Here is a 14,214-nt window from a genome sequence, read left to right as displayed (position 1 = left end):
TAGTGGATGACGTTGGTTATACCATTTCACTATCTAAAAGAACCCACCCCTAAACCGGCACCCCCCTGCACCCCTCAAGTAGGGAAAGGAGGGGAATTTAAAGAAGTTTGTCAGTATTTGATGGTGCAGAATGAAATTATAGTTGGTATAACATGGCAAACATCTATTCAGAGTTAATTCAAATTAGCCGAACCGACAAGATAAAGGTAATAAGTCCTCTTAATCAGAAGCCTTGAAATGGTGCAAAAACTTGAAAAATACCCTATCTTACAACTCAATATTGAAAAAAACCGACATTTCTATCAATAAATGGTGGCTTTACTTGAAATATATATATACTTCTACCTATCCAAATGACAAGTTTTGGTTCTCACCAAATCGCAAAACTATTTTATTATGATTAAAAGTTTACTCCTTACCCTCTCTCTTTGCTGCTTTATTGCTATCATAGTTCATGCACAGCCCAACCCCTGCGACCCTGATTCGAGTCCGGTTATCGTTTCTGCCGATATTACCAATGCATGCGGTAACTATTGGACACCATCTCAAGAATATTTGGGCAGTATCAGTGTCAATGCAGCAAACGGTACATTACCTTATACATATAGTTGGTCGCACGATCTTACTCTTAACTCTCCAATTGCAACAGGATTTCCTGTCGGCACTTACTGTGTTACTGTTACGGACGTAAACGGATGTTATGTGTCGGAATGTTTTGATGTCGAGCCGATAGTAAACATTACCATAGAATCAGACCCTGTTATTTATTGCGATACCCCGTATCCAACCACTTATACCCTCACGGCTTATGGTTCAGGAGGATTTTCCAGTTATAATTATTTATGGAATACAGGAAGTACCACCCAATCTATTACGACTTCACCGAGTACACCTACTACCTATACCGTTACAGTAACTGACTCAAATGGTTGTACCAATTCTTTAAGCATCGGCGCTGAGGGGAATATTCCGGTTCAAACAGAACCGGCTACCTGCGGTTTATGCAACGGGAGTATCGGGGTTTCACAAGACAATAGTTATCTTGTTACCGGAAATGGTTTGGGTTCAGGAACTACCCTGTCAGGGCCTTTTGTTTTAGGCGGTTTATGCCCGGGCAATTATCAGGTGCAAACTGTGGACGGCGGCTGTTCAACACCGGCACCGATTGTCAATATAAACTTACCCTTTTCGGCAGATGCCGCCTTTAATACCTCCATCGGAAATGCAGACGTTTTGTATGCCTGCACCGGGCAAAACATACAGTTTACTGCTTCCGAAAGCAACCTGCAAGTCAACTGGGATTTTGGCGAACCAACCTCTCTGACCAATACTTCCACGCTTTTCAACCCTACTTATATTTACCAAAACGCCGGAACTTATACCGTAACACTCTATGCCGAAGGCTGCACAGATGCCGATACTTTAATAAGGACTGTTGTTATAGAACAAGGCATTGCCCCCGATATAACCTGTGCCTCGTTGGTTTGCCCGGGCGAAGAAGAAACCTATACCACCTCTGCCGTTTGCGATAATTACAACTGGACAGTTACGGGAGGGAACATTATAGCCGGTCAAAACACTGCCGGGATTACCGTTGTCTGGGACGATATTCCCGAAGGAACCGTTGAACTGACTATCGGTGACTGTGACGGCAGCACGGTTTGCGACCCAACAGGCAGCATCCTTGTCCCCGTTATCAGCAACAATCATCAAATTGAAGGGCCGGCTTTGGTTTGTCAGGGCGATTATGCCTTATACAGTGTTCCGCAATATGGAGGAGTAACTTATAACTGGAGCATTGTTCCGCCCTCAGCCGGTGAAATTGTCTGGCAGAGTTTTAATCAGGCAGGCATCAACTGGATTTCGGATGGAGTGGTCAGGGTCGGCATGAGCAGTTTCCTGCTCGATTGTACCTCTGTCAACGAATTACCGGTAGAGGTCAATCTCAAATATCAGATTAACGGAACGGAAAATGTATGTGCCGGCAGCCAGATAACCTGTTCCGCTTCCATAGGAGTGCATAACTGGACGGTATCGGGCAATGCAAGTATTGTGGGAAACAGTACCAATGTGAACAGCGTTGTTGTGGAAGCAGGTGATGACGGAAGTTTTACCGTTACGGCAATGCCTGTTAATATAGCAGACTACTGCAATTACCCTCAGCAGTTCCAGACAAATATTACGCCGCTTCCGGCAATTCCTGTTGTTACCGGCAACCTTTTGGTTTGTTCCGGAAATGGTTATTCCTATCAAATTGCTGCCCCGGTAACAGGACTCATTTATCTTTGGACGGTTACAGGAGGAACTCCTGCATCCGGTAACGGGACTTCAAAAAATATTGTCTGGCAGCCGGGATTCGATGAGTATAATATTTCCGTAGTTGCACAAAGCATAAATGAACCTTTTTGCGAGTCGGAACCGGGTAGTTTGGTCGCTGTTCCGTTGCAAAATCTTCAAATTACCGGAACAGACCAAATCTGTGCAGGTGAAAAAGCATCCTATACCGCAACTCCTTTACTAGACGATATTGATTATGTCTGGACAATCAGCCCGCCCGAAGCAGGCAGCGTCATCGGCGGCCAGGGAAGCAATATCATCGAGGTTCAGTGGAATTCGGGAATTCCCGATGCCCTGCTTACTGTTTCTGCCTGCGGTATATCGGCTCAAACCGGCATCACCATTTTCCAAACTATCACACCTGTCATTGTTCAATCGGGCATCTTATGTGCGGGAAGCAGCGTTCAATTGAGTGTTTTGCCCGATACTTATTCCGCTTATCAATGGAATAACCCGGCAGTAACCGGCAATACAGTTACGATTACTAACAGCGGCAATTATATTGTTACCGTTACCGACTCCAACGGATGTCAGACTATCGGGACCTATAGCATACAAAGTGTTCCCTTGCCCGATGCCTATATTTATGTAGAGGGTGAAAATACTTTCTGCACCAATAACCCGCAAAATGTGAACATCAATGCCTTAGTGGGCGAGGGATTTATACATGAATGGTTGGTTAATAATATTCCAGTCGGCAACAATACGCCCATCATCACTCATACCGGTACAAATTCGGTGAGTAGTACCTCTTATAGTGTTCTGGTAACGGACAGCAACGGTTGTCAAAATCTGTCCAACAACGTGAGTATTATTCAAATGAATTGCGGCATCGGAAGCCCTCCTCCTCCAGATTGCCCGGGTTGTCCCATTTGTTACGACTGTGTCCCTCCTGGCCCCGGCCCAAGTATTTGTTATGTTGCTCCGGGAACTGTGGTTTCTTTGACCGCTCTGCCAACTTCGGATTGCAATACGATAGATTTTACCAACAATTCAACAGCTACTCCCTATGGATATTCCTGGGATTTTGGCGATGGCAGTCCCATCGTTACCGTTCCCGACACAGCCCCTCAAACCCATGTTTACAATCAACCCGGGTATTATTTAGCACGTATTTTTGCAAACTATCCGAGCGTTCCGCCTACTGTTCCGTTGGCTTGTGCTTTAGTGGGTACCGAGCCGGTGTTTATCCGTCATAAAGCCGGTTTTGAAACCGCTCCTTTTTGCTTTAATACTCCTACTCAGTTTATTGACTATTCGGTACATATACCAACTACAGTTATAACTACCTGGTTCTGGGAGTTTGGAGATGGAACTAACAGCACCGAAACCAACCCCGAACATCTCTATGCAGCCCCCGGAGACTATAATGTAACCCTGACCATCGGCGACGGAGTTTGCAACAGCAGCATCACCAAAACGGTAACGGTCAAAGATTTACCCGATGCCACGTTTACAACTCCTGCTACCGTATGCGAGGGAACTCCGGCGGCATTTACCCCTGCTGTCAACCCCGATGCCATCTTATGGGACTGGACTTTCGGCAACGGAGCCGCCGTTTCAACCCAATTTCCCGAACAGAGTTATCTTACGGCCGGAACATATAACGTCAACATGACCGTTACTGACAATATAGGTTGTACCAATTCCGGCGTTCAAACCATTGAAGTATTGCCCGTAAACTCCGGTACGATTTCGCTGAGTCCTCCCACTGCTTGCGGATGGGAAACCATCACACTCACCGCCCCAACGGGTGCTACTTATCAATGGTCGAATGCAATGACGAGCGGCAGTATCAGTGTTTGGCAATCCGGAATTTATAACGTTACGGTTACTCAGTCCAACGGATGCCAGTTTACCACACCATCTGCACCGGTTAATATTGAGCCTCTGCCACCGGCGGTCATTTCTCCCAACATCAGTTCGCTTGTGCTTTGTCCGGGAACATCTGTTACATTAAATGCCGATGCCGGTCCGAGTTATCTATATTCTTGGAGTAACGGCATGAATAGCCCGTCCGTCACCATTCATCATTCAGGTATTCCTGCTTCGGGAATAAATCTGCATGTAACCGTAACAGATCCGGAAAGCGGGTGTTTTAATGTTTCTGACGTGGTAAATCTGCAACGCAGCAATATCAATCCGCCACATATTTATCCATACTCCTCTTATTTGTCACCATATTTGCATATTTGTGAAGGAGAAAGTGTTGGTTTGACGGCAACTCATTTATCCCTCAGCAATTTTGTATGGAATACCGGACATGTAGGAAACATCATTACTGTTGACTCTCCCGGCACCTATACCGTTTCGGTAACCAATGCAGACGGATGTGTCGCAGCGAACAGCAAAACCGTTCTGGTCAATAGCGGTGGAGATATGTCTGCCATTCCGGTAGGTTGTTACGATTTTTGTGAACTCGATACTTTCATGGTGCCCAATATCTATACCGGTTATCAATGGTTGCTTAACGGTTTGCCCGTTGCAGGTGCAACTTCCAACGAGTTTGTGCCGCCTCAGTCCGGCGATTACCAACTTCAAATCACAACCGTCTGGGGATGTAAGGACACTTCGGATGTCATCAGCCTCAACCTCTTGGATTGTTTGGATTGCATTGTCAGTTCTTCTTTTATCTTTGAAAATAACTGCACGGAAGTTTTGTTCACCTCTCTGTCGGACGGAAATGGAACATTAGAATATGAATGGAATTTCGGAGACGGAAACACGTCAAGTATTCCCAACCCTATCCATGTTTACAGTTTTTCGGGCAACTACAATGTATGTTTGACAACGATCAATACTGCCGCCGATGCCGATGTTTGCTCTGAAACCTATTGCGAAACCATCACTGTTTTTGGTGCTGAAATTTTGAACATCACTACCGATTCCGTAACCGATGCCGCCTGTGGGGATTCCGACGGCATGATTCAAATCACCGTATCCGGCGTTTCTCCACCTTATCAGTTTATGTGGTCAGATATGTCAACTGACGAAGACCGCTTTAACCTGCCTGTCGGTGTTTACGACCTCACTGTTACCGATGCAGGAGGATGCTCAGTAACGGCAAGTTTCACCATTGCCGGACTACCCATTGATGCTTCAACCCTAAACTGCCTGAATGTTTCAAATAACGAATTGACGGTTTACTGGGAAACGGCCATCGGCGCAACGGGTTATGAAATCAGTCTGGATGGTGATGTACCTATCACCTTAACTCCCGATATATTAGATTACACCTTTACAGGTTTATCTCCCGATACCGATTACACGATAATCCTATTGGCACTTGCACCTCCGTCTTGCAACAATGGTCTGCCTGCTCAAGTAACCTGCACTACCCTGCCCGACCCTTGCGCACAAAGTACCCTCTCCGCAGTTACCATTATTACCGATGCCGATTGTGGAGAAACCAACGGCAGCATCAGTCTGAACATATCAGATGGACAGCCTCCCTATACTTATCTATGGAACGATTTTAGCACCGATGCCAACCTTACTAATATCGGTGCGGGAAGTTACGCCGTTACCGTTACCGATGCGCTCGGTTGCACTGCTTCCGCTATTGCAAATGTCAGTGAGTTGATAACAACTCCTGTACTTACCTGTCTGAGCGCGACAGAAACTGAAATTGTCATCACTTGGGAAATGGTCATCGGGGCAACGGGTTATGAAATCAGTCTGAATGGCGATACCCCAATCGCCTTGTTACCCGATGTAATAGACTACACCTTTACCGGTTTAGCTCCCGATACTGAATACACGATATCCCTATTGGTACTTGCGCCGCCATCTTGCAACAATGGTCAGCCTGTCCAAGTAACCTGCACTACCCTGCCCGACCCTTGCGCACAAAGTACCCTATCCGCAGTTACCATTATTGCCGATGCCGATTGTGGAGAAACCAACGGCAGCATCAGTCTGAACATATCGGATGGACAGCCTCCCTATACTTATCTATGGAATGATTTTAGTGCCGATGCCTCTCTTACCAATATCGGCGCAGGGAGTTACAGCGTTACCGTTACCGATGCGCTCGGTTGTACTGTATCCGCTATTGCAAATGTCAGTGAGTTGATAACAATGCCTGTCCTCATCTGTCTGAGCGCGACACAAACTGAAATTGTCATCGCTTGGGAAATGGTCATCGGGGCAATAGGTTATGAAATCAGTCTGAACGGCAATACCCCTATCGCCCTGTTACCCGACGTAATAGACTACACCTTTACCGGTTTAGCTACCGATACCGATTATACGTTTACTCTTAACGTACTTATGTTACCGACCTGTATTAATAGTGAACCCGCACAAATAACCTGCACTACCCTGCCCGACCCTTGTGCACAAAGTACCCTCTCCGCAGTTACCATTATTACCGATGCCGATTGCGGAGAAACCAACGGCGGCATCAGTCTGAACATATCTGACGGACAGCCCCCCTATACCTATCTTTGGAGCAACTTTAGTGCCGATGCCTCCCTTACCAATATCGGTGCGGGAAGTTACGGCGTAACCGTTACCGATGCGCTCGGTTGCACGGCTTCCGCTACGGCAAATGTCAGTGAGTTGATAACAACGCCTGTCCTCACCTGTCTGAGCGCGACAGAAAATGAAATTGTCATCGCTTGGGAAACAGTGAGCGGTGCAACGGGTTATGAAATCAGTCTGAATGGCAATACACCAATCGCCCTGTTACCCGATGTATTAGATTACACCTTTACCGGTTTAGCTCCCGATACCGAATATACTTTCAGCTTCACCGTTTCCGCTTCGGAAAATTGCGGAGCAGGTAATACAACTGTGGTGAGTTGCATGACTGAACAATACATCTGTTTGACGGAAAGCATCGGCGCAACCCTGTCCGCCGATTTACTCCTGGTTCAATACGGAGAACCGGTAACATTAAGCGTGAACGCGTTCGGACTTTGGGGCAGTCTGACTTACGAATGGACGGCAGGCGGCCTTCCCTTCGCCTGTCAGGACAGCATCTGCACATTTTACCCCCTCGATCCAACCACTTATACCGTACTTGTTACTGATATATTTGGCTGCACAGCTTCGGCAAGCATTGACATAGATGTCCGAATGCCCAACCGTATGCTCATACCCAATGCTTTCTCTCCTAACGGCGATGCCATCAACAACATCTTCCGAGTTGCCGGATACAATATAGAAAGCTACCGGTTATCGGTTTGGAACCGTATGGGGCAAAAAGTCTATGACGGTGGTTATACATCCGACATCAGCCAAGGCTGGGATGGCCGCTATCACGGAAAAGATGCCGAACTTGGGGTATATAATTATATAGCAAATGTCCGCTACAAGGACGGAACAGAAGAAAACCTGAAAGGGAATGTTACGCTGATACGATAAACATGAAAGACTTTACCGACTCGTAACAATAACCAAACACTTAGGTAATACCCGTCATTCAGGCGCAGGTTCCACAAGGCAGGCAAATCCAGTTACATGCAGCTCAACATTCAAAAAAATACCTACTTTTTCATCAATCAATAAATGGTGGCTTTACTTGAAAAGTATATTTACTTCTACCTATCCAAATGACAAGTTTCGGTTCTCACCAAATCGCAAAACTATTTTATTATGATCAAAAGTTTACTCCTTACCCTCTCTTTTTGCTGCTTATTTGCTATCATAGTTCAAGCACAGCCCAATCCTTGCGGACCCGGCTCAAATCCGGTTATCGTTTCTGCCGATATTATTGGTGTTTGCAATGGTTTTGGAGGGGGTCCTTCCGGTACTTATGGCAGTATCAGTGTTAATGTTGCAAATGGAACATTACCTTATACATATAGTTGGTCGCATAATGCTACTATTAACACTCCGATTGCAATAGGGCTGGAAGTAGGGAATTATTGCGTTACTGTTACGGACATAAACGGATGTTATTCGTCGGAATGTTATGATGTTGAGCCGATAGTAAACATAACCATAGAATCCGACCCCGTTATCTATTGCGATACCCCTTTCCCAATCACATACACCCTCACGGCTTATGGAACAGGGGGGATTCCCGGATATACTTATCTATGGAATAATAGTATTAGCACCCCATCATTTACAGCTTCCCCAAGTACCCCTACAACCTATACCGTTACAGTTACTGACTCAAATGGCTGTTACAATTCTGCAAGTTCAAGTGTACAGGCGAATTTTCCGGTATTTGTAGAGCCGGCTACCTGCGGTTTATGCAACGGGAGTTTGGAAATTCCCACCGACAACAATTATCAGGTCAGCGGTAGCGGTATTCCTTTCGGCAGTATTTTTTCAGGGCCTGTTACCCTTACCGGTTTATGTCAGGGAACCTATCAGGTGACGGATTTGGTCAATAACTGTTCCCAAACGGCAATTGTTGAAAATATAGACCTGCCTTTTACGGCAGATGCTCTCTTTACTACATCGCTTGGCGATGCCGATACGCTATACGGCTGCACCGGACAAATCATACAGTTTACCGCTCCTGATAGCAACTTGACTGTGGATTGGGATTTTGGCGAGCCGACTTCTCCGAACAATACCTCTGCCCTTTTTAATCTTTCTTATATTTACCAAAATCCCGGTACTTATACCGTTGCCCTTTTTGCCGTAGGCTGCACCGACGATGATACGTTTCAGCGCATATTTATTATCGAACAAGGCATTGCCCCCGATATAACCTGCGCCTCGTTGGTTTGCCCGGGAGACGAAGAATCCTATACCACCTCTGCCGTTTGCGATACTTACAACTGGACAGTTACGGGAGGGAACATTATAGCCGGTCAAAACACTGCCGAGATTACCGTTGTCTGGGACGATGTTCCCGAAGGAACCGTTGAACTGACTATCGGTGACTGCGACGGCAGCACGGTTTGCGACTCCACAGGCAGCATCCTTGTCCCCATTATCAGCAATAATCATCAGATTAACGGACCGGCAGTGGTTTGTCAGGGCGATTTTGCCTTATACAGTTTGCCACAATATGGCGGAGTAGCCTATAACTGGAGCATTGTTCCTCCGACTGCGGGCAGTATTGTTTGGCAAAATTTCAATCAGGCCGGCATCAACTGGGTTTCTGACGGAGTGGTCAGGGTCGGCATGAGCAGTTTCCTTCTTGACTGTTCCTCCGACATCGAACTTCCTGTTGAAGTAAACGTCAAATATCTAATTTTGGGAACGGAAAACGTATGTGCCGGAAGCCAAACGACCTATTCCGCTTCCTTGGGATTGCACAATTGGACGGTAACGGGCAATGCAAGTATTATGGGAACCGGCTCCGGCATGGACAGTATAGTTGTGGAAGCAGGCGCAAGCGGAAGTTATACTGTGTCGGCCCTTCCCGTCAATTTAACGGACTACTGCAACTACCCTCAGCAGTTCCAAACAAATATTACCCCGCTTCCGGCAACTCCGGTGATTACCGGCGAACAGGTGGTTTGCCCCGAAAATGGTTATACCTATCAAATTGCATCTCCCGAAACGGGGAAGATTTATTTTTGGACCATTACCGGCGGCGTTCCCGCTTCGGGAACCGGAACGTCTTTATATATTGTCTGGCAGCCGGATATTGACGAGTTCGGCATTTCCATTATTGCGCAAAACCCCGGCGAACCTTTTTGCACATCGGAAGCCGGAACTCTGACGGTAACGCCTCTGCAAGCCCTTCAGATTAGCGGGGAAACCCAAGTATGCGAAGGTACTAAGGCTGTTTATGCGGCAACTCCCTTGATTGAAGACCTCGATTATTTTTGGACGGTCAGCCCGCCCCAAGCCGGCAGCGTTGTCGGCGGGCAGGGAAGCGCTGCCGTTCTGGTGCAATGGAATGAAGGTGTTCCCGATGCTCTGCTTACGGTTTCTGCCTGCGGATTATCGGTTCAAAACAGCATCAGTATCTTGCCGCCGGTTATCCCGAGCATTGTTCAATCGGGGTTATTATGTCCTGGCGATAGCGTTCAGTTAAGCGTGTCGCCCGATACCTTCGCATCATATTTATGGGAATATTATGGATATACCACAAACAGCATCACCACATCCTACATTTATAATTATAAGGTAACCGTTACCGACAACAACGGTTGTCAATCGGTTGCTGCTCATAACCTGTATCAAAACTTAGTGCCTAAACCTTATATCTACGAACAAGGCAGCTCTATTCTCTGCATAGGCTCTGCTTCACAAACAACCATTTATGCGGCTATTATAGACGGATACACCTATCAGTGGTTTGTCAATAATGTTCCGATAGCCAATTACGGTTCTTCCATCATTCATACCGCAACATCGGTTACGGGTAATACCTCCTATTCCATAGAGGCGACAAGCCCCTCCGGATGCAAAAGAAAATCCTCGCCTGTCGTCATCACTCAAATTGATTGTTCGGGCGGCGGCGGTACACTTGACCCTTGTTTTACCGAACCAGGGTCAAACGTTTCTTTATCGTCCGAAACGACATCCGATTGCAATATGGTAAACTTTGTCAATAATTCAACGGGCATTGCAAACTATTATGTTTGGAATTTTGACGATGACTCTCCTTTGGTAAGTGTTGCAGACAATAGCCCGCAAAACCATGTTTTTGACATGCCGGGCTATTATTATGTCCGTCTTTCAGGCATATTTCCAAGCATTCCGCCATCGGTTAATCCTTTATGCAACTTTTTTGATACCGAACTTGTCATCGTTCCCCTGAAAGCCGATTTTGACTTCAATTCCTCGTGTCTTAATGAACCCACCTCATTTACCAACCTTTCCATGTATCTCTACAATACGACTATTACCGGTTGGAACTGGGATTTTGGCGACGGCACAAGCAGTGTTGAAACCAATCCCGCACATACTTATGCCTCACCCGGCGATTATCCCGTAACCCTTACGATTAGCAACGATACCTGCACAAGCAGCATCACCAAAACGGTCAGCATCAACAACCTTCCCGATGTTTCTTTTTCCATACCCGGTATGGTCTGCGAGGGGGAACCCTTATCGTTCATCCCCGCCGACAATCCCGATGCCATCAAATGGCATTGGAATTTCGGCAACAGCGCTTCTGTTTCTATCCAATATCCCGAACAAAGTTATCCTACGGAAGGAACGTTTAACGTCAGCCTGACCGTAACCGGCGGAGATGGCTGTGTCAATACAGGCAGCCAAACCATCGAGGTTTTGCCTGTCAATCAGGAAAACATCACTCAAAGCGCGACTACTGCCTGCGAAGGCGATATCATTACTTTGTATGCTCCGACAGGTGGTGCTTCCTGGCTTTGGTCGGATGGTTCTTCAAACAGTTCGGTTAGCGTTACCCAATCCGGCAGTTTCAAAGTAACGGTAACACAGCCCAACGGATGTCAATATACAACACCCCCTCAGCCGGTCAGCTTCATTCCCCTGCCTCCAGCCAATATCTATCCCGATGTTAATTTCATGGCGGTTTGTCCCGGAACTTCGGTGGTATTAAATGCCAATGCCGGTCCCGATTTCACCTATTTGTGGAATAACGGGCAAAACTCGCCGGCGATTAACATTCCCTATTCCTCGCTCGCATTCGGAGGAGTTGATTTTTATGTAACCGTTACCGAACCGGGCAGCGGTTGTTTCAGTGTTTCCGACCCGATTACACTCAATAAAATTCAAACTTTCAATCCAAGTATCTTACCCAATTCCGCCGTAGCATATCAGCTTTGCAACGGTGAAAGCCTGACGATGACTGCCAGCCACCCCACTTATAACGTCTTTATCTGGAATACCGGACATATCGGCAACAGCATAACAGTTGACGTTCCGGGAGTTTACACGGTTTCTGTAACCGACCCCTATGGATGCACCACCCAAACAAGCAAAACGGTAGGAGTCAATAGCGGCGGCGATATGTCTGCCATTCCATTGGGTTGTTACGATTTTTGCGAATTGGATACTTTCCTGATTCCTAATCTGTACGCCGGTTATCAATGGCTGCTCAATGGTTTGCCTCTTTCAGGTGCTACATCTAACGAGTTCGTGCCGCCTCAATCGGGCGATTACCAACTTAAAATCACTACGGTTTGGGGATGTCAGGACACTTCGGACATAATCAGCCTCAACCTGATTGATTGCCTGGATTGCATCGTCAGTTCTTCTTTTTCCTTTGAAAATACTTGCAGCGAAGTTCTTTTTACCCCCTTATCGGACGGAAACGGCACGTTGGAATTTGAATGGAATTTTGGAGACGGAAACACTTCAACTCTTCCCAACCCAATCCATGTTTACGCTTTTTCGGGCACCTACAATGTATGTCTGATTACAATTAATACGGCTGCCGATGCAGATGTTTGCACCGAATCCTATTGCGAAATCATCAACATTGTAGGTTCTGATGTTTTCAACATCATCACGGATTCCGTTACCGACGCTGTCTGCGGCGAAACAAACGGCATGATAAACATAACCGTTTCGGGCGTTTCACCCCCGTTTCAATATCTATGGTCGGATAATATAACCGATGAAGACCGCACCGACCTGCCGGCGGGAGATTATGATGTTTCCGTTACCGATTCGAATGATTGTTCGGTTTCCGCAAGTTTCAACATTCCCGAATTGCCGGTCGGCACCACCTCGCTCGTCTGCGTGGATGCCGGCCCCGATTTTATCACCGTGTCGTGGACTCCCGTTGATGGTGCAACGGGTTTTGAAATCAGTTTTAACGGAGGCGCATTCAATTGGCTGTCGTCTGAAGTAACCGTCAATACTTTTTACGGATTTGAACCCAATACCGAATATACCGTTTCGCTGCTCATACTCGCCGCCCCCGGCTGTACCGTAGCCAACCAACCGGAACAGATTACCTGCACCACGGCGCCCGACCCCTGCGTAGTATCTCCCCCGTCTGCCGTTCCTTTTATAATTAATGCCAATTGCGGAGAAGCAAACGGCAGCGTCAGTCTAATTCTATCAAACGGACAGCCTCCCTATACCTATTTCTGGAGCAATTTTACCGACGATGCCTCCCTTACCAATATCGGCGCAGGAAATTACAGCGTAACCGTTACCGATGCGCTCGGTTGTACCGTTTCCGCTACGGCAGAAATAGGCGGGACTTTAACTGCTCCGGTACTTTCCTGCCTCAGTGCGACAGAAAATGAAATTGTCATCGCTTGGGAAACGGTCTTCGGCGCTTCGGGTTATGAACTCTCCATAGACGGAAATCCCCCGCTGTTCCTGCCTCCCGATTTCACCCAATTTACCTATACCGGTTTAAGCCCTTTTAACGGATATACTTTCAACCTCTCTGCTTCCGCTTCCGAATATTGCGGAGCGGGTAATGCCACAGTGATTAGCTGCATGACCGCCGAACCTGTCTGTGTTCCCGACAGTGTAGGCGCAAACATCACCGCCGATTTACTCTTGGTTCAATACGAAGAACCGGTAACATTAAACGTGAATGCGTTCGGACTTTGGGGCAGTCTGACTTACGAATGGACGGCAGGCGGCCTTCCCTTCACCTGTCAGGACAGCATCTGCACATTTTATCCCCTCGAACCGACCACTTATACCGTACTTGTTACTGATATATTTGGCTGCACCGCTTCGGCAAGCATTGATATAGATGTCCGTATGCCCAATCGTATGCTCATCCCCAACGCTTTCTCTCCTAACGGCGATGCCATCAACAGCACCTTCCGCGTTGCCGGATATAATATAGAAAGCTACCGGTTATCGGTTTGGAACCGATGGGGGGAGAAAGTCTATGACAGCGGGGAAACCACAGATATAGGCATTGGTTGGGACGGACGGCATAATGACAAGGATTCCGAACTTGGGGTGTATGTCTATATGGCAAATGTCAGATATACAGACGGAATGGAAGAGAACCTGAAAGGGAATGTGACGCTGATACGATAAGGGAGAGCA

2 protein-coding genes are annotated in these 14,214 nt (G+C 46.9%); both read left to right on the top strand.

Annotated elements, in window-relative coordinates; genetic code table 11:
- Window positions 1-396 precede the first annotated feature (396 nt).
- Entirely contained in the window at window positions 397-7,707 is a 7,311-nt protein-coding gene (locus tag IPM47_10550; protein QQS31320.1) for a PKD domain-containing protein, read from the top strand.
- 231 nt (window positions 7,708-7,938) lie between these two features.
- The gene (locus IPM47_10545) at window positions 7,939-14,205 is read left to right on the top strand and encodes a PKD domain-containing protein (GenBank protein ID QQS31319.1); all 6,267 of its coding nucleotides are present in this window, start codon (window positions 7,939-7,941) and stop codon (window positions 14,203-14,205) included.
- Window positions 14,206-14,214: the final 9 nt, after the last annotated feature.

It is taken from the genome of Sphingobacteriales bacterium, from assembly GCA_016700115.1.
Classification (GTDB): Bacteria; Bacteroidota; Bacteroidia; order Chitinophagales; family UBA2359; genus UBA2359.
The sequence above is the reverse complement of the archived record's forward strand: the minus strand, read 5'-3'. Positions and strand labels throughout refer to the sequence as shown.